Annotated in this window: 23 protein-coding genes; 3 read left to right on the top strand and 20 right to left on the bottom strand. The window is 45.2% G+C overall.

All coding sequences use genetic code 11. The features are described from left to right. Positions 1 to 16 precede the first annotated feature (16 nt). Genes NSQ20_RS09400 through NSQ20_RS09385 form a run of 4 tightly spaced genes read right to left on the bottom strand, consistent with a single transcriptional unit; the run spans position 17 to position 4322 of the window. Complete coding sequence (locus tag NSQ20_RS09400) at positions 17 to 1612, bottom strand: ABC transporter substrate-binding protein (RefSeq protein WP_340026907.1); 1596 nt, start codon at positions 1610 to 1612, stop codon at positions 17 to 19. Positions 1613 to 1665: 53 nt separating this feature from the next. Next, on the bottom strand, positions 1666 to 2568 hold the full coding sequence (locus tag NSQ20_RS09395) for a carbohydrate ABC transporter permease (RefSeq protein WP_340032326.1): 903 nt from the start codon (positions 2566 to 2568) through the stop codon (positions 1666 to 1668). An 18-nt stretch (positions 2569 to 2586) separates the two neighbouring features. Next, positions 2587 to 3546: an ABC transporter permease subunit gene (locus NSQ20_RS09390; RefSeq protein WP_017689585.1), complete on the bottom strand. Its 960-nt coding sequence runs from the start codon at positions 3544 to 3546 to the stop codon at positions 2587 to 2589. An 11-nt stretch (positions 3547 to 3557) separates the two neighbouring features. Continuing rightward, positions 3558 to 4322, bottom strand: coding sequence for an alpha/beta hydrolase family protein (locus NSQ20_RS09385; protein ID WP_036610029.1), 765 nt, complete (start codon positions 4320 to 4322; stop codon positions 3558 to 3560). 473 nt (positions 4323 to 4795) lie between these two features. Between NSQ20_RS09385 and NSQ20_RS09380 the strand changes: the two genes are divergently transcribed. Next, positions 4796 to 5719: a serine hydrolase gene (locus tag NSQ20_RS09380; RefSeq protein ID WP_340032325.1), complete on the top strand. Its 924-nt coding sequence runs from the start codon at positions 4796 to 4798 to the stop codon at positions 5717 to 5719. 101 nt (positions 5720 to 5820) lie between these two features. On the opposite strand, the gene NSQ20_RS09375 is transcribed toward NSQ20_RS09380, so the two are convergent. From NSQ20_RS09375 to NSQ20_RS09300, 16 genes are all read right to left on the bottom strand, one after another. Beyond that, positions 5821 to 6075: an AbrB/MazE/SpoVT family DNA-binding domain-containing protein gene (locus tag NSQ20_RS09375; protein WP_036610032.1), complete on the bottom strand. Its 255-nt coding sequence runs from the start codon at positions 6073 to 6075 to the stop codon at positions 5821 to 5823. Between the two features lie 167 nt (positions 6076 to 6242). Beyond that, positions 6243 to 6710 carry a tRNA (uridine(34)/cytosine(34)/5-carboxymethylaminomethyluridine(34)-2'-O)-methyltransferase TrmL gene (gene trmL, locus NSQ20_RS09370; protein ID WP_017689589.1) on the bottom strand — a complete coding sequence of 156 codons (468 nt, stop codon included), beginning with the start codon at positions 6708 to 6710 and terminating at the stop codon, positions 6243 to 6245. A 139-nt stretch (positions 6711 to 6849) separates the two neighbouring features. Further along, positions 6850 to 7938: a 3-phosphoserine/phosphohydroxythreonine transaminase gene (gene serC / locus NSQ20_RS09365; protein WP_076318316.1), complete on the bottom strand. Its 1089-nt coding sequence runs from the start codon at positions 7936 to 7938 to the stop codon at positions 6850 to 6852. Positions 7939 to 8177: 239 nt separating this feature from the next. Beyond that, the gene (gene glnA / locus NSQ20_RS09360) at positions 8178 to 9602 is read right to left on the bottom strand and encodes a type I glutamate--ammonia ligase (protein ID WP_340032324.1); all 1425 of its coding nucleotides are present in this window, start codon (positions 9600 to 9602) and stop codon (positions 8178 to 8180) included. Between the two features lie 413 nt (positions 9603 to 10015). Beyond that, on the bottom strand, positions 10016 to 11080 hold the full coding sequence (gene aroF / locus NSQ20_RS09355; RefSeq protein ID WP_036610039.1) for a 3-deoxy-7-phosphoheptulonate synthase: 1065 nt from the start codon (positions 11078 to 11080) through the stop codon (positions 10016 to 10018). Between the two features lie 286 nt (positions 11081 to 11366). Next, entirely contained in the window at positions 11367 to 12320 is a 954-nt protein-coding gene (locus tag NSQ20_RS09350; protein WP_036669829.1) for a 4-hydroxy-3-methylbut-2-enyl diphosphate reductase, read from the bottom strand. A gap of 67 nt (positions 12321 to 12387) precedes the next feature. Then, positions 12388 to 13848 carry a HAMP domain-containing sensor histidine kinase gene (locus NSQ20_RS09345; RefSeq protein WP_076318315.1) on the bottom strand — a complete coding sequence of 487 codons (1461 nt, stop codon included), beginning with the start codon at positions 13846 to 13848 and terminating at the stop codon, positions 12388 to 12390. A 1-nt stretch (position 13849) separates the two neighbouring features. Beyond that, positions 13850 to 14539, bottom strand: coding sequence for a response regulator transcription factor (locus tag NSQ20_RS09340; protein ID WP_036610048.1), 690 nt, complete (start codon positions 14537 to 14539; stop codon positions 13850 to 13852). A gap of 175 nt (positions 14540 to 14714) precedes the next feature. After that, positions 14715 to 16379: a trypsin-like peptidase domain-containing protein gene (locus NSQ20_RS09335; RefSeq protein WP_340032323.1), complete on the bottom strand. Its 1665-nt coding sequence runs from the start codon at positions 16377 to 16379 to the stop codon at positions 14715 to 14717. A gap of 148 nt (positions 16380 to 16527) precedes the next feature. Continuing rightward, positions 16528 to 17190 (bottom strand): response regulator transcription factor, encoded by a 663-nt coding sequence (locus NSQ20_RS09330; protein ID WP_340032322.1) that lies wholly within the window; start codon positions 17188 to 17190, stop codon positions 16528 to 16530. A gap of 18 nt (positions 17191 to 17208) precedes the next feature. After that, the gene (locus NSQ20_RS09325; protein WP_036669825.1) at positions 17209 to 18234 is read right to left on the bottom strand and encodes a sensor histidine kinase; all 1026 of its coding nucleotides are present in this window, start codon (positions 18232 to 18234) and stop codon (positions 17209 to 17211) included. 3 nt (positions 18235 to 18237) lie between these two features. Then, positions 18238 to 19266, bottom strand: a complete 1029-nt coding sequence (gene liaF, locus NSQ20_RS09320) for a cell wall-active antibiotics response protein LiaF (protein WP_340019866.1) — start codon at positions 19264 to 19266, stop codon at positions 18238 to 18240. Positions 19267 to 19464: 198 nt separating this feature from the next. After that, the gene (locus tag NSQ20_RS09315) at positions 19465 to 19680 is read right to left on the bottom strand and encodes a hypothetical protein (protein WP_036610057.1); all 216 of its coding nucleotides are present in this window, start codon (positions 19678 to 19680) and stop codon (positions 19465 to 19467) included. 112 nt (positions 19681 to 19792) lie between these two features. Beyond that, a complete protein-coding gene (locus NSQ20_RS09310; RefSeq protein WP_256721250.1) occupies positions 19793 to 20584 on the bottom strand; it encodes a 3D domain-containing protein in 792 nt (263 codons plus the stop codon). A gap of 176 nt (positions 20585 to 20760) precedes the next feature. Then, positions 20761 to 22698 carry a threonine--tRNA ligase gene (gene thrS, locus NSQ20_RS09305; RefSeq protein WP_036610058.1) on the bottom strand — a complete coding sequence of 646 codons (1938 nt, stop codon included), beginning with the start codon at positions 22696 to 22698 and terminating at the stop codon, positions 20761 to 20763. Between the two features lie 415 nt (positions 22699 to 23113). Then, positions 23114 to 24067, bottom strand: a complete 954-nt coding sequence (locus NSQ20_RS09300; protein WP_051447153.1) for a putative sporulation protein YtxC — start codon at positions 24065 to 24067, stop codon at positions 23114 to 23116. Positions 24068 to 24238: 171 nt separating this feature from the next. Here NSQ20_RS09300 and NSQ20_RS09295 point away from each other — a divergent pair, with 171 nt between their 5' ends. Further along, entirely contained in the window at positions 24239 to 24643 is a 405-nt protein-coding gene (locus NSQ20_RS09295; RefSeq protein WP_051447154.1) for a hypothetical protein, read from the top strand. 294 nt (positions 24644 to 24937) lie between these two features. Next, positions 24938 to 25432 carry a cation:proton antiporter regulatory subunit gene (locus NSQ20_RS09290; protein ID WP_036610059.1) on the top strand — a complete coding sequence of 165 codons (495 nt, stop codon included), beginning with the start codon at positions 24938 to 24940 and terminating at the stop codon, positions 25430 to 25432. Position 25433: the final 1 nt, after the last annotated feature.

The following is a 25433-nucleotide window of genomic DNA, read 5'->3' as shown; positions in this document are numbered from 1 at the left end:
AATTACTGAATGATTACTAGAATTTATCGTTTAGCTCATCCAGATAAGGTTGAACCAGGGACATTTTACTGTTTACCCATTCTTTCCAGTTTGCCTCTAGATCTCCGTTTTTGAGGATCAAGTTGGCATATTCATTCTGGTAGTCGAATGAAGCCTGACTCTTAGCTTTGGAATCGTACAGGTTGACATCCCAATCGTATGGTGCAAGCGATTTGCCTTCTGTACCAAGTTTTGCTTTTTCTTCGAACAATTTCACGGCTCTATCACGGTAATCTTTTTTGATTGCAGGGTTTACAACACTGAAGTCGTCACCAAGCAGATACAGACCTTCGAAACGTGCTGGATATTTATCTTCCAATACCGTTCCTTCTGGCAACAAGCTAACGAGTTCGTTGTTTTCATCATATTTCCAATCTTTTCCTTCAAAGCCCATGTTGATGAGCAACTGTCCTTCTTTTGTTGCGGAGTAATCGATCAGATCCATGATCCGTTCGAATTTCTCGTCACTAATCTCCGGATTGAAGATCAATGCAGACCAGAAGTTGGCTTGTTCCATGTTACGGTATTTACCGTCATCGCCTACTACGATTGCTGTGTGTACCAGTTCATCACTATCTACACCCAGATTTTTTTTCATATCGGAATCCAGACCTTGTCTGTACGAAGCCAGTCCGCCCAGACTTGTTACAGCAGCTGTACCTGTTACTTTGAAGTTGTTTTGACCTTCATTGTTTTTCCATGTGTAGAACTCAGGATTGAGCAGTCCATCTTTATAGGCTTTTTGCATCAATTTAAGTCCTGTCAGCGTTTCAGGATCTGCTGGTCCCCAGTGGAATTGGCCATCTTCACCTTTGTAGAACGGAGAGTCAGTCATGGCATGCACACTGTTTGGCATAATCATGTTTGTCATGGCATCTGCCGCATTGTAGGACAGAGGTACAAGTTTGTTACCCACTTTGCCTGGATCTTTTTCTTTTACTAGTGCAGCATATTCGTTCAATTCGGTCGTTGTATAAGCATCTTTCAGTTCAAAACCAACCGCTTCAGCCCAGTCTTTACGTAGCGCAATGACACCAATTTGGTTCGTGAGTGGGTCAGCCGGTTTGTTTTCGAAATAGATTGGTCTAGGCAGGACATATGTTCCACCTGTCAATTCTTCCAACTTGTCTCCAAGACCCGTCAAATTGTAAGCTGCTGCCACGTTAGGCCAGCGTTCTTTCCAGTCATCCGGGAATTTGTAGAACAAACCTTGTTCAATGCTGTTAATGGCATCGCCATGTACGTAGTTCCATACCGCTACATCCGGCAAGTCGCCAGAGTTGATCCACAGACGAAGTTTCTCGCCCCATGAATCCCAATCGATATAGTTGTAGTCCCATGTTAAATTAAATTTGTCTGTCCAGAACTTGTGGAAGTCATTATCCAGGTTCCCGTTTTTGATTTCTGTCAGGTTAGCTACAGAGATGGTCAGGTTGTCTTTGTAATTTCCCTCTGCATCTTTTTCGTTACCACCCGAAGCTCCTTGACTGGAACAAGCGGTCACCATCAGCATAACTACACTAAGCGTGATGGCAAAGAGAGCTCTTACTGACAACTTTTTTTTCGTTTTCATGTTTTACCCCCATGTTTTTTAGTAGAATTTTATTGCAAAATCCTATACGTATATCAGGTCTTGATTGCCCCTGTTAATACCCCTTTGGCAAAGTGTTTTTGCAGCATTGGGAAGAAACACATAATTGGTACCATGGTGACAAATACGGCCGCCATCTTCATACCCATTGAGAAGTTGCTTGCCTGGGCAGCATCCACACTGGATGCATTGGATGCATTCGTCGTAGATGTCACGATAATATTTCGGAGTACATTCTGGAGTGGTAACTGATCCGCTTTTCGAAGGAATATCATCGCATCATACCAACTGTTCCAGTAAGCCACACCGTAGAACAACGTAATTGTAGCCATAATTGGTGTAGCCAGCGGAAGAACAACGGAGAACAAAATTCTCCACTCTCCTGCTCCATCCAGTCTCGCCGATTCCATGAGTGATTCAGGCAAGGTGTAGAAGTAGTTCATCATCAGAATCATGTTAAACGCACTGAAGCTTCCCGCCAGGATAACGGACCACAGCGTACCTGTAAGATGAAGTGATTTCATGATCAGGTACAGCGGTACGATACCACCATTAAAGATCATAGTGAACAGTACCAGGAAAAAGAGAAATTTCTTAAACGGAAATTTGTTGCGACTAAGGCCATATGCCATGCTTGTTGTCAGGAACAAGCTGAGTGGCAAGCCGATAACTAACAATATAATTGTATTTTTGTACCCCGTCAGAATCGTTCCGTCAGCGAACAATGCCTTGTAGGAATCCAATGTCCATTCTTTAGGGAACATCAAAAATGGATTGTCAGCATATTCTTTTTGTGTTGCAAACGAGATCATGATGACATTCCAGAATGGAATCAGGATCATCAGGGCAAGCACTAGTAATACGGCGAAAATAATGTAATCGAGAAGTGTCATTTTTTCTGTACCAATTCTCGTTTTTTTGTTAGCTTTCTTGCTCATCTCATTTTTCCTCCTCTCTTATCGGAACAAACCGTCTCCGCCAAGCCACTTGGCAAATCTGTCAGCAAGAAGCAGCAAGGCCATATTCACCAAGGAACGGAACAAGCTGACCGCTGTCGAGAATGAGAAATCGGTAGATGACTGGAACGTAATCCGATAGATATATACATCGAGTACTTCCGATACATTTTTGGTAGCGGCATTTGCCAAGTTGAAGATCTGGTCAAACCCGGAAGACATCAATCCACCAACCGAGAGAATAAACATGATTGTGATGGTTGGAAGGATGTTCGGTAAAGTAATTTTGAACATCTGTTGCATACGGGAAGCCCCGTCAATCTGTGCTGATTCATACTGATCCTGATCAATACCGGAAATGGCAGCCAGGAATATAATCGCGCCCCATCCACTTGATTTCCAAATATCAGTCAACAGCAACATGGGTACAAAGTTGGATTCAGACCCCAGGAAGTTAATCGTTGGCAATCCGAGTAATCCGAGCGCGCTATTTACCAGTCCGTCATATGCCAGCACATTGATGACTACCCCGGATACGATGATCCAGGAAAGGAAGTGCGGGAACGTAAGAACGGTTTGGAACAATTTTTTCCCTCTGCGCATCCGCAATTCATTCAGCAACAGCGCCAGAATGATCGGGAACGGGAACTGAATAATCAGTTTCAAAATATTGATGTACAGCGTACGCCATACTGCGTCGATAAAGGTTGGATCACGGAAAACATATTTGAAGTTCTCGAATCCGCTCCATGGACTTCCCCAGATGCCCAGGTTGGCCTTGTAATCTTTGAATGCCAGAGACAGGCCACCCATCGGCATGTAGGCAAACAGTATTAGCCAGACAAGCCCCGGAATAAGCAGGGTGTATGTCATTCGGTGCTTCCAGATTTCAGTCCAGAGCGAATTGCCCTTCACGTTTCCCTTCAGCTTTTTGCTAGGTCCTTCGGCTGCAGGTTTCACATTGCATCTCCTCACTCTACTATGGTCTTGTCGTTGTACAGAAAATCAAACATCGTTCTCAGGTGGTGCTCCCAAAATTTCCATTCATGAGCCCCCGGCGTCTCCACATACCGAAAATCAAAGGCAGTCCCCTGCATGTATTTCGCATAGTCGCGATTCATCTCTACAAAGGGGTCACTATCGCCACAGCAACTGAGGATATCCGGTAAAGGAACACCCTGTTCCAGCAGCTTGGCCGACAGTGCGTAAATATCCTGATCGGCTTTTACCTGTAAACGTTCTCCAAAAACCGCTTTCATTTCCTTGATCATGGTCGCTGGCATATGGGGATCATGAAGCCGTGTCTGGATATCCGTTACGCCGGATAGAGACACTACTTTGCGATATCGCTCTGGATAAGTTAGTCCACATTTCAGTGCACCATATCCACCCATGGATAAACCTGCAACGTATGTTTTCTCCGGATCAGGATTCAGATTGAGCAGACGCTTGCATATTTCAGGTAACTCCTGAGTGATGTAGTGGAAGTAATTCAGGCCGTATTCCATATCGGTGTAATAGCTTCGATTCGCTTCCGGCATAATGATCGTACAGCCATATTGCGCTGCATACATCTCAATTGTGGTTAACCGTTGCCAGGTACTCGCATTATCGCCTGCCCCGTGCAACAGATATAGTGTACCGCCTGAAGTCTCTCCGGAGTCACTGGACACAACATGTATGCTGGTATTCATGCATAAGGTTGGCGATCCAGTTTCGATCGTTATATGTGCCATAAATGTAACCCCTCTCATCATCGCCTGCTGTCTTTACTCATTCGTTTCTCTGGCGTTGGATTGCAGGCTGTTGTAGATTCCCTTGTATTACGATGGGTTATCGAAACGATTTTCTCGAATCGTTTCAAAACATAGCCAACGTTGATTCACATGGACTTCATTACAACACTTTTAATGTGGAAGCGATTTCTTCGAATCGTTTCGAATAAATCATAAGCCCGATGAGTAAATCCTGTCAATAACCTTTTTACAAATTTCGCGTTTTTTTCTCGAAAAAATGCTCTTTTAAGTCTAAATTTGCGTCCAAAGACACTATTATTACGAAAAAATGAAAATTTAGTAAGTACTATTACAACTTTAATTGACACCAAACCAGGTTTATACTAACATGGGTTCTGATTTTGCATTCGAATTACGGAAACGTTTCACCAACCGATTTTACTCAGGTTTCACCTGATATTAGGGAGGTTAATATGTCTGAGCAACTCAAAGGTTTCATTCATACGATTACGGAGCAACAATTGAACGTTTTTTCCATTCGCATATTACAAAAAGGGCATCTGCTTGCCCATTGGGACCGGGATAAGGATCAGCGCAGAGTACAACATTCCATCAGTAAATCCTTCACGTGTATGGCCGTTGGTCTTGCGCTTGAAGAAGGTCTGATACATCTCGATGCGACACTTGGTGATTATTTCTCTTATGATCATGATCATGTACCCGCCGCACAGCGCAATCTCCCATCGCCGCAGGAATTGAAACTAAGTGATCTTCTCCGAATGTCTTCGGGTCATGACTCTCCCCCTCTTTGGGCTGATGAGCGAGCTTCATTGACCGAAAAGGACTGGGCGAAATATTATATGTCTCTGCCTATGGACCGGGTACCTGGAGAACAATTTACATATAGCAGTGGGGATACATTTATGATCTCAGCCATGCTACAGGCTGCTACCGGCCAAACCGTGAAAGATTACCTGACTCCACGGTTATTTGATCCGCTTGGCATCCATGATGTAGAGTGGGAAACCTCTCCACTCGGCGTAACGCTTGGCTGTGCAGGTCTTTGGATAAGCAATGAGGAACTGAGTCGATTTGGACAGTTACTGTTGCAGGAGGGCTTTTGGGAAGGCAGACAGCTTGTACCTGCGGATTGGATTCGACAGGCTACGTCCCAGCAGATCGAAACGACTGGAGACGGAGATTGGGGAAAAGGTTACGGGTATCAGTTCTGGATGTGTTCTCATGACGCTTACCGCGCCGATGGTGCCTATGGTCAGTTGTGTATCATAATTCCCTCAAAGGAAGCTGTCATATGTATTAATAGTGAGGAAGAAAATATGCAAGGCATCCTGAATGCCGTGTGGAATGAGGTTTTACCCCTTTACACCCAGCGTTAGTCTACGTATTTTATCTTTTTTTCAAATTGCAATTATGCCATTCAATTGAGAATAAAAAAAAAAAAACGCCACGGGGTCAATGGACCCCATGACGTTATTTCTTATCCGTGTTGTGGAAGCTGAGTCATTTCATCTAAACATTGTGCGCATATGTAACGCTCTTTGAACTCGTTGACTTCCTCGATGGATCCGCAGAAAATACATTTTGGACGATATCTCTCCAAGATAATATGGTCCCCTTGTACTAAGATTTCTACAGGATCTCCCTCATTCATTTGATACCTTTTACGCAAAGATTTAGGCAATACGATCCTACCTAATTGGTCAACTTTGCGAACTACTCCAGCTGGCTTCATAGCTACGGCACACCTCTCCTATCTTACTCTAAATTTCTAGGTACATTTGTACTATGTTTATAGATTCGCCAAGATTTTGTCGAATCCTGCTGGAAATAAACATTTTTTGTCCTTTTTTTTGAAAAATGTTTTTTTTCCGAATTCTAGCCGTCATTTATAACCAAATTTTATCCTTCTAACCCCGGGAAATTGAGCTGGCGTAACGCTTCATATACAATAATTGCTGCCGAATTGGACAGATTTAATGATCTAACGTCACCAGTCATTGGCATTTTCATGCATGTATCGGGATTCGCAGCAATTAATTCAGGTGGCAGGCCTTTAGTCTCTTTACCAAAAACGAGGAAATCCCCATCCTGAAAATTAAAATCACTATATCGGTTCTTGGCCTTCGTAGTTGCATAGAAGAAACGACCTTCCGGATATTTTTCCTGAACCTCAGCAAATGAGTCGTGGTATTCAATATGGACAGCATGCCAGTAATCCAGCCCTGCACGTTTCAATGTAGCATCATCTGTTCGAAATCCAAGTGGACGTACGAGATGCAGATGGGTACCGGTTGCCGCACAAGTACGCGAAATATTGCCTGTGTTCGCCGGAATTTCTGGTTCAACCAGAACGATGTGTAAAGCCATATGTGTTCAATCTCCTTTTCATTTCATGTTGACGACAACCCTCTAATCTTAAAGAAAAGCCCTCCACACGTCAATGTGGAAGGCTCTGGTAAGGCACAGGATAAGACACAAAGGTCCATTACACCGTACCTATACTAATTTATCCATTTGTCTTCTGGAAGTGGCTCATGAAGTCTGTCAGTGCCTTAACACTCTCATAAGGAGCAGCATTATAAATAGAGGCACGGAGACCACCCACACTGCGATGTCCTTTCAGACCTACAAATCCTTCTTCCTCCGAAGCCTTGATGAACTTTTTCTCCAATTCTTCAGAAGCAAGACGGAAGGTCACATTCATGAGGGAACGATCTTCTTGTTCCACACAACCACGGTAGAAATCACCGGAACCATCAATTGTGTTATAGAGCAATTCCGCTTTTTTCGTATTTTTTTGCTCAATACCAGCCAGTCCGCCCTGTTCTTCAATCCATTTCAATACTTCATTCACCATATATACTGAGAAGGATGGTGGCGTATTGTACAGGGAATTGTTATCTACATGTGTGCTGTAACGAAGCATGGTTGGAATCGTTTTAGGCGATTCGCTCACCAGTTCCTCACGAGCAATTACAACCGTAATTCCGGATGGACCCAGGTTCTTCTGTGCACCCGCGTAGATCATGCCGAACTGATTAAGATCAAATGGTTTACAGAAAATATCACTCGACATGTCCGCAATCAGAGGTACTGAACCGGTATCCGGGAACGACTTGAATTGCGTACCTTCAATCGTTTCGTTCGAAGTCAGATGCACATAAGCCGTACGTTCTGGCAAACTCAGATTCGAAACATCCGGCAATTTCATAAATTTCTCTGCTTCTGAAGATGCAGCAACATGTGTCTCGCCGATCAACTTCGCCTCAGACAGAGCCTTCTTCGCCCAGCTACCAGTCATCACGTAACTTGCAGTCTGCCCTGCACCGAGCAGGTTCATTGGCAACATCGCGAACTGAGTGCTTGCACCGCCCTGCAGAAAGAGAACCTTGTATCCTTTTGGATTGCCTAGAAGCGACAACAACCGCTCCTGAGCTTCATTATGTACAGACTCATACACCGCTCCACGGTGAGACATCTCCATAATCGACATGCCTGTATTACGAAAATCTACAAATTCCGCCTGTGCACGCTCCAGTACCTCAAGTGGTAACGCCGCAGGTCCTGCATTAAAGTTATACGCTCTTTTTGTCACAAAATCCCCCGCCCTTTCCATCCGTAACTCTGACATACAAAGTGAATATTATCGCTATGATATCAGTATTCTCTATCTGCTTCAAGGGCAATATGCACTGAAGTGTTGAATTCAGGTCATCAAATTCCTTTATCACCCTGCAAAGTTAAAGCACTACATTGTTTAATTCAAGGAAAAGCCTCCGAGAGCGTGTCCCGGAGGCTTTAAGTTGGAACAAGAACTGTTCCGACCCCGACCGATTAGCAGTCGAAGTAGAGGCTGTACTCGTGCGGATGAATGCGGATCGCTACTGCTTTCGCTTCATCACGTTTGAGGTTGATGTAATTATCAAGGAAGTCTTTTGTGAATACGCCGCCTTCAGTCAAGAACTCGTTGTCAGCTGCCAATGCATCAAGTGCTTCTTCCAGGGAAGCTGGCACACTGCGGATGTTTTCTTTGTCTGCATCAGACAGGTCATAGATGTTTTTGTCGAGCGGACCATATCCAAGCTCAGTTGGGTTAATTTTGCGTTTGATTCCATCCAGACCCGCCATCAACATTGCGGAGAATGCCAAGTATGGGTTAGCTGTGGAGTCTGGTGTACGGAACTCGATACGACAACCTTTTGGTGTCACAGCTGCAACCGGAATACGAACTGCTGCGGAACGGTTACCTTTGGAGTAAACCAAGTTAACTGGTGCTTCGTAACCAGGTACAAGACGTTTGAATGAGTTTGTACTAGGGTTAGTCAAAGCGATCAGTGCCGGAGCATGGTACAGAATACCTCCGATGTAGTGCAGAGCCATTTCACTCAGGTTAGCATATCCCGCTTTGTCATAGAACAATGGGGAATCGCCATCAAAGATGGATTGGTGAACGTGCATTCCGCTACCATTATCACCGAACAATGGTTTTGGCATGAATGTTGCTACTTTACCATATTGACGTGCAGTGTTGTGCACGATGTATTTGTATGCAAGCAGGTTATCTGCTGTTTTCTTCAATGTATCAAAACGGAAGTTGATTTCGGCTTGACCCGCTGTCGCCACTTCATGGTGATGACGCTCGATCGACAGGCCCGCTTCTTCCAAAAGGCGACACATTTCGCTACGAATATCTTGTTGTGTATCCACTGGCGCTACTGGAACATATCCACCTTTAGTGCGTACTTTGAAACCAAGGTTTCCGCCTTCTTCTTTGCGGTTCGTGTTCCACGAAGCTTCTTCGGAATCTACATAGTAAGAAGAGCTGTTCGTGCCGCTCTCATAACGTACATCGTCGAAGATGAAGAACTCGGATTCAGGTGCGAAGAATGCCGCTGTACCTACACCGCTCTCTTGCAAATAAGCTTCTGCTTTAACAGCGATGCTGCGTGGGTCACGCTCATAACGCTCGCCATCTGGAGTGAAGATATCACACATAACATTCAATGTAGGGTGTGCAGTGAACGGATCGACATAAGTCGCTTCAGGGTCTGGCATCATAACCATATCGGACTCTTCAATTCCGCGGAAACCTTGGATAGAAGAACCGTCAAAAGCTACTCCATTTACGAACGTGTCTGCATCAACAGCCGAAGCTGGCAACGAGATGTGATGTGCACGACCAGCTAAATCTACAAAACGAAAATCTACCCACTCGATGTTGTTCTCTTGAATTGATTTCAATACGTTTTCAACCGACATGTATTCGTCCTCCCAAATATTCCGAACATTAAACAACCCCACTAAGAAAATGTCTAAATTCGAATTTTTTTCTGTCGTCATTATAAATTTTAAAATATGACATCGTCAATACTTATGTAAGGTATTTTTTGAAGGGATGTTAGATATACTCACACTTTATAAATAACATAAATTCATATAACAACTAGTTTTATATACATTTAACTGGTTTAATGCGGTAAAGCGACCCCTATTTTAACCTAAATCATGGGAAAAACTTCACATCATAAATGTTTCTTATCACTATTGATTAATAAATACGTTCAAAACTGCAAAATATGCAAAAAACCGAGCATCTATCTGATTCCGTTGCAATGAACGAGATCAGAGGAGATGCCCGGATGATGATCCAGACCTTGACTATGAAATTCTTATTAAACGCCTACACGTGCCGGGAAAAATTCTGCCGGTTGTTTGGCTGTGCTGAATGATTTACCCACGATTGGTGCCAATTTCTCCAGATCCTGCAATAGGTTAGCGAATTGGTCAGGGAACAAAGACTGCACACCATCTCCTGTCATGGAGTTATCCGGATCGGTATGCATTTCAATGATCAGGCCATTGGCACCTGCAGCAACAGAAGCTTTTGTCATCGGTTCCACCAGTTCACGTCGTCCAGTACCATGGCTCGGATCGGAAATAACCGGCAAATGGCTCAGAGACTGCAGAACAGGGATCGCGGACAGATCCAACGTATTCCGTGTGTAGGATTCAAACGTACGAATACCACGTTCACACAGCATAACATTTGGGTTACCACCCGCAAGAATGTATTCAGCCGCATTCAACAATTCATCGTATGTCGCACTGAAACCACGTTTCAACAATACCGGCTTGCCACACTCACCCAATTTGCGGAGCAGGTCAAAGTTCTGCATGTTACGTGTACCTACTTGCAGAATATCTGCGTACTCGGCGCAAATATCCACATACTCAGGTGTCATGACTTCTGTAATGGTCAGCAGATCATGTTTCTTGCCTGCTTCCGCCATCATGATCAATCCCTCTACGCCCGTTCCCTGGAAGCTGTAAGGACCCGTACGAGGCTTAAATGCTCCCCCACGTAACACTTGCCCACCAGCAGCTTTCACAAGCCCGGCAATCTCATCAATCTGTGCAGCGGATTCAACCGCACATGGTCCGCCCATGACAACAAGTTCTTTTCCGCCGATATCTACACCTTTGATGGAGATCACCGTATCTTCCGGATGGAAGTCACGACTTGCCAATTTGTAAGACTTCGAGATTTTAACGACATTCTCGACACCTTTCATTTGGCGAAGATGCTCTTGCATTTTAGGTTCAACTTTACCAATCAAACCAATGATAGTACGATCCTCTCCGCGAGAGATATGCACCTGAAGCCCTTCTTTTTCAATAACTGCAACGATATCCTGAATCTGTTCCTCCGGTGTAGCTTTGCCTGCAATAACGATCATATTAATTCCCATCCTTCCTTGTATGAGAGCACAATAATTTCCTTAACGTGCGTCTGATTAAATATAAAAACTCTGTCGTGCTTAAACGCTTGTTCGCTTTTAAGCTTTTATCCGTTAAAGTGAATATACCATAGTTATCTGATTGCGTCAAGGTACACATTCCTTATCCATATACAAAAAAAGAATCCTGCTCCACAGGCTCCGACATTCGGATCTGCATAACAGGATTCTTCTCATTCACATCTCGTTTTTAATTCACATACACTTAGACTTACTTTTACATTTCCTAAGGTGTACGTGTTTTTTCTCTAACTGGAGGCAACAGTTTGCTCATGTTCACGGTACGTTTGATCTCCCACGTCTCCGGCTTGTCATGTTCATACTGTTCCAGGTAAAGGATGACTTCTTTCGTGATCGGCGTTGGTGTTGATGCACCCGAAGTAACCGCCACCTTATTTACACCTTTCAGCCATTCTTGCTGAATCTCGGAAACATCAGATACACGGTAGGCCGTAACACCCGCAATCTCCTCCGACACTTGTGCCAGACGGTTAGAGTTATTGCTGCGAGGATCACCCACCACGATAACCAGGTCCGATTGACCTGCCTGTTCCGCTACAGCTTCCTGACGAACCTGAGTTGCAAGGCAAATCTCATTATGAATCTCTGCGCCCGGAAACTTCTCCAGCAGACGGCTCATAATGTGTTTAATATCCCACTGGCTCATCGTTGTCTGATTCGTAATAAGGATTTTGCCTGGAGATACGTTCAGTTCTTCGATCTCTTCTTCCTTCTCGATCAGATGAACGAGATCTGGTGCAACACCAACGGCACCTTCTGGTTCAGGGTGATTCTTTTTGCCGATATAGATGATCTGATAACCCTCTGCCGTCTTCTCCCGAATGAGATCATGTGTCTTGGTGACATCAGGGCATGTTGCATCCACTGTTGTCAATCCTTTGTCCCGTGCCAACTTGCGCACTTCAGGAGATACACCATGAGCTGTGAAAATAATCGTGCCACTCTCCACTTGGCTCAAAATATCCATCCGGTTCGGACCATCCAATGTAATAATACCTTCATCTTCAAAGGAATCCGTCACATGTTGGTTATGCACAATCATACCCAATATATAAATAGGTCGTGGTAAATCCAGATTGCGTGCCGCTTGACGCGCGAGCACCATCGCATCCACAACGCCGTAACAATATCCCCGCGGCGAAATTCGTAGTACTTCCACTTGGTTGCCACCCGCTTTCTTTCTCGGCAACGTTGCCGATGTAATTGCAGTCCTGTCTATTATACCTTTATTCGATAGGCGGAGCAAAGACAACCGGCAACCAGATAATAAAGGTGGTTCCTTCTCCACGTCTGGTCACAACCTCAACCGATCCGTGGTGTTCTTCAATAATCCACTTCGCAATCGAAAGTCCCAGACCGATCCCCGGTGTCGCCCCACGGGATTCATCCGCCCGATAGAAGCGATCAAAGATGAACGGCACTTCGTCCCGATCCATCCCAATACCAGTGTCGCTGATGCGTAGTCCTACCTGACCTTTGTATAATACGGCATCCAGCGTCACAGAGCCTTCAGGTGTGTATTTAAACGCATTTTCGATGAAAATAAACAACATCTGTTGCAGATAGTCCTTGCTACCGTTCACATAAATACCATTAAGGATGGAAAAATCTCCTGGAAGCCAGTCTGCCTGACGATCCAGAAATTGTGCTCTACGTGCCACTTCCTGTACGAGAATTTGCAGCGGGGTCGGATTCAGTTCAATTTTCTGACCCGTATCCGCTCTCGCCAGCGATAACATGTCGCTGATCAGCCTGCTCATACGTTTTCCCTCGTCCGCCATATCTTCAATGGCTTCCAGCGACATTTGTTTGACGGTCTCCTCATCCAGATTCGGTCGGTCGGTCCCCTCCTGATCCCACAGCTTCTTCAGGAAGTCTACGTTCCCGCGTATGGTGGTCAGCGGCGTACGCAGTTCATGCGATGCATCGGATACAAAGCGGCGCTGGGCAGCATTCGTCTCCTCCAAACCACGGAATGACAATTCTGTACGTTCAAGCATATTATTCACCGTTTCAATCAGACGCCCGATCTCATCCTTCGGCCCAGCATATTGAATACGTACACTTAAGTCATCTCCAGATTGAATCTGATTGGCGGCATCAATGACAGTTACGAGCGGACGCATCGACTTGCGAGCCAGGACGAGACCTGAGGTAATAGCGAGGGCCATCGCTACCAGCCAGCCAAAAACCAAAATATTAAGCAACGCTTCCAGCAAGCGCTCCTGTGAACTTACATTCGCACCAACCTGAAGAATCCCACGTACTTCATTGGTTCCCTGAAGAGAAAGGGGAAGCTGATTCACCAGAAACGGTGTACCATCCACATAGATCTTGGATATGCCTCGCTTTTCAAGAATTTCATTGGCTTTTAATACCGGAAACTGAATCTCCAGTTTTTTCATATTGCCGGAAATTATGCCTGAGCGACTCTGATAATCCCAGAGTTGAATGTAAATTTGTGCCTCCTGAAGCTGGCTCTCTGTAAATGGGTCCAGATCCAACGACTGCGAAAGAGGATTTACACCAATTTGATCCGTAATCCGGGCACTTTTCACCTTTAATTGCTGTTCGACTTCCTGATAGGAATTAAAATAAACAAAGGCATAGATGACAACGCCCCAAAAAATAAGCACGGCGGCCAGAATACCAGAATACCATGCGGTTAGTCTTAACCGAATGGACATGTCAGGAGTCACCTCTCAGAATATAACCGGCTCCCCGGATGGTCTGGATTAGACGTTTGCCACCGTATTCTTCAGTCTTCTGTCTGAGCATGGCAATGTATACTTCAAGCACGTTAGACTCACCGCTGTAATCATAACCCCAGATTTTATCCATAATCAGATCACGGGACAGTACCCGTCTTGGATTTTGCATGAACAGATTCAACAGTTCAAATTCTTTGGCAGTCAGCTCCAGACGCTGCCCATCTCGCAATACTTCACGTGAGTCATTGTCCAGAATGATATCTTCATACATCAGACGATTGTCTGGTGTACCCGCACTATCTGACTTGCGGCGCAGCAATGCCCGGACACGTGCCAATAATTCTTCCAGCGCAAAAGGTTTTACAAGGTAGTCATCGGCTCCTGTGTCCAGTCCGGTCACCCGGCTCTGTACTTCATCCTTGGCCGTAAGCATCAGCACAGGCACTTTGCTGCCTGCTTCTCTCAATCTGCGACATACCTCAAATCCGTCAATCTGCGGCATCATCACATCCAGCACAACGATGTCCGGCTCCTTGTCCATCAGTTTGCTGAGGCCTTCGGCTCCATTGGAAGCCGTCTGTACCTCATATCCTTCAAAAGCCAGCCCCCGGCGGAGCATGGATACAATTTTTTCGTCATCATCCACAATCAAAATAGTTGAGCGCATGGTGGTCTTTCTCCTTTATCCTAACGTTTTATCCCATTGTAACAGGCAGAAGCACAATCTGCATCTTCAAGTAGGCGTCTCCAATCCGTCCTGGTCCATTGTAACCCTGCTTCATCAGGGCAAAAAAACGGAAGGGCCTTCAAACCCTTCCGTTGTGTTAATCCTTACCTTATATTTATGGTTGCTGCTGTTGTGTATCTGTGGTTTGTGAAGTATCAAAATCATTTTTGTTGCCGATTTTGATTTTCAGATCCATCTTCTTACCATCACGCACCACGTTCAGTGTAACTTCACTACCGATTTCCTGTTTCTTGATGAAATCAATCAGATCTTGACTTGTCGCGTACGGCGTACCATTGGCACCTGTGATGATGTCATATGCACGAAGATCTGCTTGGTAAGCCGGTGATTGGAAGATCGTGCTGGCTACAACTGAACCTTCGGTAACGTCTGTTCCCATTTGTTTAGCAACTTCAGGCGTGAGAGCCATCAGAGACGCACCGATAAAGGGTACTGGCTCTTTGGGAACTTCTTTGTTCTCTTTAAGATATTTAACAGCTTCAGAGATGACGCTCGACGGGATTGCAAAACCAATCCCCTGTGCATCTGCGCTTACTGCAACGTTCATTCCGATAACTTCCCCATTCAGGTTAAGCAACGGACCACCGGAGTTACCCGGATTAATCGAAGCATCGGTTTGCAGCAAATGGCTGTACTCGCGTGTTTTTCCTGTTTCTTCATCTGGAATGCTGATCGTACGTTCTTTGGCACTCAGTACACCTGCTGTAACCGTGTGTTCGAATCCTTCAGGGTTACCAATAGCTACAAGCCATTCACCGACTTGAGTACTGTTGGAATCACCCAGTGGAGCTACAGGGAACGCATCGTCACCACTATTTTTCTCAATTTTCAATACAGCCAAATCCAGATCAAAGCTGCTTCCCAGCAATTTAGCCTCATAAGGCTTGCTGTTGTTCTCCAGGGTTACCTGGATTACATCTGCACCCTGAACAACGTGTTGGTTCGTCAGGATATATCCTTCTTTGTCAAAAATGAACCCGGAACCAATGCCCATAGGTACAAGCTGATTACCGCTTTGTGGTTGCTGGCTTTGGCCTTGATTGCCTTCCGTTCCGCCGCCATTACCAAAGAAGTATTGGTACAGCGGATCACTTGTATTTGATCCACCCTGACCCAATCCTGTACGTGAGGACTGCTTCGCGAGTGTTTCGATTTTGACGACAGCCGGACTTGTACTTGTTACTACGGAAGACACATCTTCTTTGCCTGTTGGCAGTAACGACGCCGTGACATTGTTGCCTCCGCCTGTGTTTGTGGATGCTTCCTGTCCTGAACTTTGATTGTCCGTGTTCGTAAGTGCCGTCTCCGGTGTGAACATGTTTGTTCTGTCAGCTGTGTACATGAGAACGGTGATGACCAGCATACCGGCAATAAAGGAAAATAGAAGTGATCTTACGGAAGAACGTGGCTTGCGGTTATTATAGTTCCAGTTGCCTTTGCCGCCATTCCCTTGATCTCCACCGTTACCTGAGCCGTTTCCGCCGCCTCCTGATGATCTTTTCGCTTGTTCAGATGATTCACTATTATAGTAAGTAGGTACGGGTCTCACCGGATCAGGTTTTGTAATCTCTACATTTCCTTCTTCACGCTGATTATTGCTTCCCATGTGATTTGCTGTATCTTCCTGATTCACGGACTGAAAAGGTCCATAAGAATAATAATAGGAGGATTCGTCCGTTCCGGAAGAATTACGGTTCTCCGTTTGTTTGGTTTCGTTTTCCTCGTCTTGACGGTTCGATCTATAGTTGCGTTCGTCCATGCCTCTCTACCTCCCAATCTCTTATTTCCAAGAGATATTCTTTAACTGTCCTTATTTTGTACTTTAAACCTTAACCGTACCTTAAAAACAATTAAAAAGGAGATAAAAGCACGTAAGAATAGACTCTTTTCCCCGTCACGACAGCATTTTACCCTTTCGTTTTCACCCATCCCTGACGATGCGCATAGATGGCCAACTGTGTACGATCGTCCATCTCACATTTCATCAGCAGGTTACTTACATGTGTTTTGACGGTTTTGATACTGATATGTAATTCTTCTCCGATATCTTTGTTGGTCTTTCCCTCTGCAATAAGCAGCAGTACTTCCTTCTCCCGTTCAGTCAGTCCCGATTCACTCTCTCTCGCTGTACGTTGTCTGATTCCACGGGTTAACGCCTGCGACACATCACCTGTCATAACAGGCATACCTCTATAGGCCCCTTGCAGAGCATAGATCAGTTCCTCAGCAGAGACTGTCTTCAGTATATAACTTACCGCACCCGCTTCAATCGCTTGCACAACCAGATCATCCTCCAGGAAACTGGTGAGCATCACAATTTTCATCCCTGGAAATTCAGTCATGATGGCTTTTGTTGCTTCAGCGCCATTCATTACAGGCATCATCAGATCCATAAGAATCAGGTCCGGCATTTCACTATCATTTAACTTACGTAACTGATCAAGCGCATCCTGCCCGTGGCCCGCTTCTCCCATCACATGAAAAGTAGGTTCCAGCATCAGATATGTTTTCAACCCCATGCGCACCATATCATGGTCATCCACAATCATCACGTTTACTTTACCACTCATTGCGTCTCCCCCTCTGGTTCACTCAGGAACGTTCGGGAATTTCGGGATCAATACCCGTACCGTCGTTCCCGCTCCCGGTTTCGATATAATCTGAACTTGCCCCCCAAGCTTCTCCGCCCGTTCACGCATGGTAGATAACCCGTATGAACCCGGACGCTCCGCTTGCTGCAAAAATCCCTGACCATCATCGCTGATGCTCATGCTGATCTGATGTTCACTCTCCCGTATGGACAGACTAACCACTCCCGCCTCTGCATGCTTCACAACATTGGCAACTGCCTCCTGAATAACAAGAAACAGCTGGTGCTCAATGGCATCCGAGATTCCGCCATCCAGTTCCAGCTCTTTCACACCTTTAAGACCATTCTGCCTGCAATAATCTGGAAACCAACTATCCAGTGCTGCGGTGAGGTCACGCCCTTCCAGCTCCACCGGTCGAAGTTGGGCAATCAATCCTCGCATCTGACGCTGTGCAATATGTGACATCTGGATCAACTGGTCCAGTACTTTACCACCATGTTCCGGATTCATCTCCAGCAGTCGCGGTAAAGACGAAGCCGACATATGCATGGCAAACAACTGCTGGCTAACCGTGTCATGGAGGTCCCTTGCCATTCGTTTGCGCTCTTCAAGCACAGCCCGCTCCGAGGCTTGCTCCTTCTCAATGACTTCCTGTTCACCGAGGCGCTGAAGCAGTCTCATCTTTTTCTCAATCGAATCCATCATGACATTGAACTCCTGATAGACACGACCAAACGAAGCGTCATCCGCTTCAGGCATGCGTACCGCCAGATTACCCTTGGATACTTTCAACATATTGAGATCTAGCAGGTCGATCTTGCGTTGGAGTCGTAATGCAGCGATATATCCGGTGATAACGGTGGCCAGCACAACAACGGCAACATAGGTCCATGCCCGCTGACGACCAGCCCCCATCAACACCTCTCCATACAATAGATAGAATCCGCCCAGTGTAATCAGACCAGTTAGCGCAAAATACATCATCAGTTCCCATTTATTGGCCTTGAGAATTGTTCGAATCATGCATTAACCCACCTTATTCACTTTGACGTCTCCGATAAACACACTTACAATAATCCGTACCTTTTTGCTAGCTTCATGGTAATGGGCAGTTTCAGCCTGGGCACTACTCAGGAATCCGCCGCGTTTCTGGTTCAACAGTGACATATCTCCAATGAAGGAATTTGTCGTCACCGTCACACCCAGATCCATATCTTCCGGAACAAATACTTTCACATCCCCAATAAATGAAGAAATGACAATCTTCGTCTCCCCATAAGGAATCTGTGCCTTCGTCAAATCAATTACGGTATCTCCGATAAAAGCCGAGATGTTCATTGGTTTCAACGAGAACACTTCCTGCCCCATGTACAGATCACCGATGAACGCCGATTTATTAATGGTATTGCCACTGCCATAATCCCCATAACCATTTCCGTAGTCATCATCATAATGTTCTCCATATCCGGTATCGTTAGAGTTATACGATTGATGTTTCTTCTTATATTGATGCCCTTGTGATGATGAATCTGTTGATCCTGTGAAGTGAGGGCCATGTGCATCGTTTTTCTGTTCCTGTTTTGGTTTGCCAAATGTTTTCTCGAACTGTTCGTCAAACGATGACGGCATCTCCAGATCCTCCGGAGCCAACGGTTTATAAGGTTGCTCAGGTGCTGGAGGTGGCTGCATCTTGTCATGATGTTTCCGATCACGACGTCGTGGCCCGATCAGTACAAACAATCCTCCGCCAATCAGCATAACCGGGATCAGATAACGAATGAACTCCCCCATGGAGTAATCAATCCATCCCAGGTTACGGGCAAGAAAGTAACCACCAATCGCCAGTACAATTACCGGTCCTATAAAGGCGTAACCCCCGTTGCGACGAATCTCGGAGATTCCTTTGACCCCCCACCAGATTAGAAATAACGGCCAATATGTTCTGAAAATATATCCTACATCAATGTCATATCCCAATTGTCTGAACAAGATCATCGCACCAATAGCAATAAGAGGTATGCCAACCCACCAGCGGTCACGCGTCGATCGTTTCATCGCTCATGTCTCCTTTGTCTTTATTATGTATCCAGTGTAACTCAGACAAGACATTGAGAACAGCGGCGGCAGGTGGAATTCATCTCGGTCTCCAGACTGAGATGGGAGGATATTAATGTAAAAAACTTCGCATATGTAAAACACCCCGGAGCTGCTGCTCCAGGGTGCTGAATCATCATTTGATTAATGAATCTTCAATTATTTTTTGTATTTCGATGCTTTGCCTTGACCTTGGCCAGTTTGGCCTGTGTTTTCTACACCGAACTCGGCATTGTATTTTTCATCAGGTGTTTGGAAATTATCTTGTACTTTGTTTTGAGCGGATTGCTTCACTTTTGCTGCTGCATTCTCTTCTCCAAACTCTGCATTGTACTTCTCGTTTGGCGTTTGGTACCCTTGTGATTTTTTAGCCACAACGAATCACCTCTCTCTTCATATTTACGATGCATTGCTGCACCGCGGGGTTCGTCCCCAGTCAGTATTATGTGAAGAGAGCACTTCAGTTATTCATGTTCAACATGTGAAATTAAATGGCCTTGTCCAACCACGAATCCGGTACAGATTTGTACACATCGATTGCATCGGCCAACTCGCTGAGCATCTTCTCTGTACATTTCCCAGCGCCTTGCCTGATCACCTGTACCTCCACATCCTTTTTTCCCCACTCTTTGTACACTTGCTTGGTAGTCGGGAAATACAGATCGATTTTATTGCCTTTGATCGCTGAACCCGTATCTGCAACAATTCCGTAACCATAGCCTGGAATGTACAGAATGGAACCCATTGGGAACAATTTTGGATCAGCTGCAATCGTGGAAACTGTTTCTTTATCACGACGTACTTTGACACCGGAATACGTAATTCCGTATTGAGGATGTTTGGGTCCTTTTCCTGTAGACTCAACACCTGCCGTATATCCCGTTGCTGTAACCTTTTGTGTACCCAGGATTTGTTCTGAACGCGGAGCAAGCACAGGCATAGACGGATCTGCCACTTGTTTCTCTGGAAGCTCAGGTCTTGGAATGACCATTGGTTGTGGTGACCACAATAAAGCCATATACACCATGGTCGTCAACTGAGCCTCATCGCTGTATTGATGGCTAACCTGTTCCGGAAATTCCTGAATAGGCTTGCTCGAAGTCTTAATAATCAGACCTTCACTTCTACTGTTGTGACTCTCCACATGCAGTACTGCACTTTCCTCTTCAAATGTATAGGCATCCGCCTGATTCAGGTTGATCATCATCCCGGCGAATATTACACAGCCAACCAATAAACCCCGTATATGTTCCTTTTGAATTGAGAATTGCTTTTTCATTGTATAACCTCCCCCTCACTGCAAAGGTTTTCCAAAAAGCAATTAATCTATACTTTTTACTGCAAACACTACGAAAAAACGCCTGAATAACATAGGTCAATCCCATGTTATTCAGACGTTATTCAGAGTGATCAGCGCAACTTATGCACTGGTTATCTGATAGATCATTTGTTCATTTATACCAAACGTGTTGCAATTTCTTCTTTCAATTGAGCGATAATTTCATCGACCGGTTTCATGCCCAGATCGCCTTCTCCACGCTTACGCACGGATACGGCTTCTGCATTACGCTCATTCTCACCAACAACAAACATATAAGGCATTTTCTCAAGCTGCGCCTCACGGATTTTATATCCAAGCTTCTCGTTCCGCAGATCGGCTTCAGCAGAGATTCCCGCACGTTTCAGTTTCGCTTCCACTTCACGCGCATAATCGTCGAAGTTTCCGGATACCGGGATCACTTTTGCCTGTACCGGAGACAACCACAATGGGAAAGCTCCTGCAAAGTTCTCCAGCAAGAATGCTGTGAAACGTTCCATTGTACTAATTACACCGCGGTGAATAACGACTGGACGATGTTTCTGTCCGTCATCGCCCACATATTCAAGTTCAAAGCGCTCAGGCAACAGGAAGTCCAGTTGAACCGTAGACAATGTCTCTTCTTTGCCCAGAGCTGTTTTGATCTGTACATCCAGCTTCGGACCGTAGAACGCCGCTTCACCTTCAGCTTCATAGAATGGAAGGTCAAGTTCTTCCACAACTTCACGCAGCATGCGTTGGGACATCTCCCACATCTCGTCGTTCTGGAAGTATTTCTCGGTATCCTGCGGATCACGATAGGACAGACGGAAACGGTATTCGTTAATACCGAAATCCTTATAGACTGTTTGAATCAACTCGATAACACGAGCGAACTCTTCTTTGATCTGATCCGGCCGTGCAAAAATGTGTGAGTCGTTCAGTGTCATTGCACGTACACGATGCAGACCTGTTAATGCCCCCGACATTTCATAACGGTGCATCATACCAAGCTCTGCAATACGGATTGGCAGATCACGGTAGCTGTGCATGCTGGACTTGTACACCATCATATGGTGAGGACAGTTCATTGGACGGAGAACAAGTTCCTCGTTATCCATTACCATTTTCGGGAACATATCTTCCTGGTAGTGCTCCCAGTGTCCAGATGTTTTATACAATTCCACGTTACCCAGAACTGGTGTGTATACATGCTGGTATCCCAGGCTTTCTTCCAGATCCACAATATAACGCTCCAGAGTACGGCGCAGCTTCGCACCGTTAGGCAACCAGATTGGCAAGCCTTGACCGACCAGTTGGGAGAATGTGAACATTTCCAGCTCTTTACCCAACTTACGGTGATCCCGTTTTTTAGCTTCTTCGAGGAAGTGCAAATGCTCGTCCAGCTGTGCTTTTTTCACAAAAGCCGTACCATAGATACGTTGAAGCATTTTGTTTTTGCTATCTCCACGCCAGTAAGCACCCGCGACATTCATCAGTTTGAACACTTTGATTTTGCTAGTTGATGGTACGTGAGGGCCACGACACAAGTCGAAGAATTCACCTTGCTCATAAATCGTAATCACGCTGTCCGCTGGCAAATCACGAATCAACTCAAGTTTGTAAGGATCGCCCACTTCTTCGAACGTTTTGATCGCGTCCTCGCGGCTAACTTCCTTACGTACAATTGGCAAGTTCTCATTCACAATACGTTCCATTTCCTTCTCGATCTTTTGCAGATCTTCAGGATTGAGCGCATGTTCGAGGTCCATATCATAGTAGAAACCATCTTCAATGACAGGGCCGATACCGAGGCGTACCTCTTTGTTCCCATATAAACGTTTCACTGCTTGAGCCATCAAGTGAGCTGTACTATGACGCATCACTTCAAGTCCTTCTGGTGAATCCAGAGTTACGATCTCCACCAATGCTCCCTCATGAAGTGTTGTGGACAAGTCCACCACGATACCATCCAGCTTGCCGGCTACGGCATTTTTGCGCAATCCGCTGCTAATTGAAGCGGCTACGTCCTCAATGCTACTGCCATCCGCGTACTCACGTACCGAACCATCCGGTAATTTAATGTTCACTGCCATTTGTCTCATTCCTCCTGTTAATGTAACCTTTGTGTCCAGATATTTATGGACTGATTATCTATTGCTATTCCAGTCATTTTGCAAAGGAACGCAAAAAACACCCGTCCCGGCAAAGGGACGAGTGATATATACTCGTGGTTCCACCCTAATTCAGCTGATTCATCCATATTCGGAAATACAGCCCTCATTGGCATGACGATAACGGGCATGACCCGGCAGATCCTTACTCGCGGATAATCCCCAATAAAGGCGATATTCTAACTCCACTTTCAAAATTGCAGCTACAAAGGGGTAAACCATACGTGATATCCGGAGGAAATTTCAGCCTTGGTTCCTCTCTCTGCACCTATCTTGCGTGTGGTTGTTGTCTTTGTCATCGCTTTTGGTTCAATGGTTCACATGAAAAATTCATGGATCAACAGTTATTATAATTGCCGAGATCACTTGCGTCAAGACCTGTCAACAATCCTGAGCGCAGCACTTCGCATTCCGGGCAATGATGACATATTTGCACTTTGTCTTCAAAGATCTGGCATATGGTCGAGATGATTGGCAGATCCGGGGTGCGTGTATGGAGCATGACCTTCTCAGGAGAGATTGAGATGAGTGTACTTACAATCATATCTTCAATATCCATCTCCAGTTCCAGACCCGGCATTTCCACAACGACCTGTTCATCCTTTTGCACGGGTAACAGATTAAGTCCAGCATCCAGGACCTGAAATTCATGCATTCCCTTGTGTACAAGATGAACCAGAGGTACTTTGGCTTCTTGAAAAAACACAAAATATTTTAACAGCCCCATAAACTCTTCATACTGCCGATCCATCCAAAACTCATCCAGCGCATACTCCACTAATTCCTGAAGCTCCTGCTTATATGGCCGTATGCGGAAGTTGATAATGCCTTCAAGGTGAAAAAAGTGAACATCCTCCAGGTCCTGCCGTAGTCCACTGGCTAACGTAGTACGACGGCGCTCTCGAAGTCCGGGCTGATCCAGATCACCATTTAATAGAAGTGGCATGCAGATTCGATTGACCTTTTCCACCTCATGCTCATCCATGACAGAACACGCCTTGGCGATCATATCCTCCACCATGCTCCGTTCTTGTGTCTCCATAATGAAGTCGGCGAGTCCAAGGGAGAGCAGATCACTGATCCGGGGAAGCCATTGCTGGAAGTCTTCGTGATTCTCATTCCCTCTGCACACCCAGGTTGCTCTTCCATCATTATGTTTGAAGGTGAGCCGAAATCCTCTTTTACTTATATGTAAACCTTTGGTTTTTTCCTTGACACAACGATAAAATTGATCCGCTTCCTCTTGCCCCGATACATCGGTCCATACAGCAAACAGTTCCACAAGAATCACTCCTTTCCTTCCTGTTCAAAGTATATGGCAAGGCCGATGGGGATATACGAAGCGGATTGATGGAAAGCGTGTCATGATTTCTCAGTATATTATAAAGAGGTTTGGAGTTAAGACAAAAATGTGTTATTATTTTAATAACAGTATATTTCACGGGAAAGGAGGGAAGCCAAAATGAGACAACAACCTAGAATACTCCACTACACTATCATTATCATTTTGTGCGTTTTCCAAGCCTTGTGCTTCCCTATTCCGATGCAGTCCGAATCTGCCGTTGGGGTGTCTGTAGAAGCAACTTCCAACAAGGAAGTGCTGTTGCAAATACCCGAATCCCAGCAGAAACCTGTCATTCGCAAATATCCACAAGTTATGTCCAAGCTGATTGCGGTTACGCATAATAAGCCTGTCTTTCTTGTCCTCGCATTGTTATTGATGCTGCGAATCCCTACAACGGGTCTGTCCTTTAAACCGTGGTATTGTTTGTTTAAACGCAGATTATTTCTGCTACCTATTAAGTTTACCAGCATGTATGTATCCCTCACCCCTATAGCACCAAAATACGTAAACGCTCTTCACTAGCCGTTACGACGTATTTACAGGTTGCTTTTGCATGAAGACACCTCTGTAATGAAAGACGGTGCGCTTGTGCATAACTTATAACCCTTTTAGCACACGTTAGATAAACCTATGTTTATGACAGTACCTGTTTTTGTTGTACCCACACCGACAAATTCAAATCATATGGCTGTGTCAGGAATTTCTGGCTCTGTTTACCCGCATCTTTTGATGTTCCCTTGAGCAGCAGATTAATCATTTTCGGGAAATAAGCCTGTCTTCTATGGCCAGCCCCTAATTATAAGGAGGCAACAATCCATGGATGTACGCGAAACAGACTTGCCGGGAATCGGCAAAAAATTTCAGATTGAAACAAGTAGCGGTGATAAAATTGTCATTATTATTCACGATGACGGTCGCCGGGAAATGTACCACTTCGAGTATGATGATCCCGATCAAAGCATCTCGATGATCACACTTGACGATTACGAAGCACGACAGATTGCTGCTATTGTTGGCGGATTAACTTACAAACCAAAACAGCTTGAAAATATTGAAGTAACGTTTGACGACCTGATTATCGAGTGGTACAAAATCGAACCATCCTTCGGAAGTATCGGTAAATCCATCGGTGAATTGGACGTACGTCAAAACTCTGGGGCAACGGTTATCGCCGTTGTAGAGAAAAATCACAAAAAACATATCAGCCCAGGTCCGGAGGTAGTTATCAGTGCAGAATCCACGGTGGTAGCCGTTGGCGAACGCAATCAGCAGAAACTGTTTAAATCCCTCCTCCTGACTGGAAGGGGGTAAA

This window comes from Paenibacillus sp. FSL K6-1122 (assembly GCF_037977015.1).
GTDB lineage: Bacteria > Bacillota > Bacilli > Paenibacillales > Paenibacillaceae > Paenibacillus > Paenibacillus amylolyticus.
Note: the sequence above shows the minus strand (reverse complement) of the source record. Positions and strands in the feature narration are given on the sequence as shown.

What these genes read in the sequence shown, in the direction of transcription:
- NSQ20_RS09400 (WP_340026907.1), bottom strand. Translation starts at nt 1,612, where the DNA reads ATGAAAACGAAAAAAAAGTTGTCAGTAAGAGCTCTCTTTGCCATCACG.
- NSQ20_RS09395 (WP_340032326.1), bottom strand. Translation starts at nt 2,568, where the DNA reads ATGAGCAAGAAAGCTAACAAAAAAACGAGAATTGGTACAGAAAAAATG.
- NSQ20_RS09385 (WP_036610029.1), bottom strand. Translation starts at nt 4,322, where the DNA reads ATGGCACATATAACGATCGAAACTGGATCGCCAACCTTATGCATGAAT.
- NSQ20_RS09380 (WP_340032325.1), top strand. Translation starts at nt 4,796, where the DNA reads ATGTCTGAGCAACTCAAAGGTTTCATTCATACGATTACGGAGCAACAA.
- NSQ20_RS09375 (WP_036610032.1), bottom strand. Translation starts at nt 6,075, where the DNA reads ATGAAGCCAGCTGGAGTAGTTCGCAAAGTTGACCAATTAGGTAGGATC.
- trmL (WP_017689589.1), bottom strand. Translation starts at nt 6,710, where the DNA reads ATGGCTTTACACATCGTTCTGGTTGAACCAGAAATTCCGGCGAACACA.
- glnA (WP_340032324.1), bottom strand. Translation starts at nt 9,602, where the DNA reads ATGTCGGTTGAAAACGTATTGAAATCAATTCAAGAGAACAACATCGAG.
- aroF (WP_036610039.1), bottom strand. Translation starts at nt 11,080, where the DNA reads ATGATCGTTATTGCAGGCAAAGCTACACCGGAGGAACAGATTCAGGAT.
- NSQ20_RS09345 (WP_076318315.1), bottom strand. Translation starts at nt 13,848, where the DNA reads ATGTCCATTCGGTTAAGACTAACCGCATGGTATTCTGGTATTCTGGCC.
- NSQ20_RS09340 (WP_036610048.1), bottom strand. Translation starts at nt 14,539, where the DNA reads ATGCGCTCAACTATTTTGATTGTGGATGATGACGAAAAAATTGTATCC.
- NSQ20_RS09335 (WP_340032323.1), bottom strand. Translation starts at nt 16,379, where the DNA reads ATGGACGAACGCAACTATAGATCGAACCGTCAAGACGAGGAAAACGAA.
- NSQ20_RS09330 (WP_340032322.1), bottom strand. Translation starts at nt 17,190, where the DNA reads ATGAGTGGTAAAGTAAACGTGATGATTGTGGATGACCATGATATGGTG.
- NSQ20_RS09325 (WP_036669825.1), bottom strand. Translation starts at nt 18,234, where the DNA reads ATGATTCGAACAATTCTCAAGGCCAATAAATGGGAACTGATGATGTAT.
- liaF (WP_340019866.1), bottom strand. Translation starts at nt 19,266, where the DNA reads ATGAAACGATCGACGCGTGACCGCTGGTGGGTTGGCATACCTCTTATT.
- NSQ20_RS09310 (WP_256721250.1), bottom strand. Translation starts at nt 20,584, where the DNA reads ATGAAAAAGCAATTCTCAATTCAAAAGGAACATATACGGGGTTTATTG.
- thrS (WP_036610058.1), bottom strand. Translation starts at nt 22,698, where the DNA reads ATGGCAGTGAACATTAAATTACCGGATGGTTCGGTACGTGAGTACGCG.
- NSQ20_RS09295 (WP_051447154.1), top strand. Translation starts at nt 24,239, where the DNA reads ATGAGACAACAACCTAGAATACTCCACTACACTATCATTATCATTTTG.
- NSQ20_RS09290 (WP_036610059.1), top strand. Translation starts at nt 24,938, where the DNA reads ATGGATGTACGCGAAACAGACTTGCCGGGAATCGGCAAAAAATTTCAG.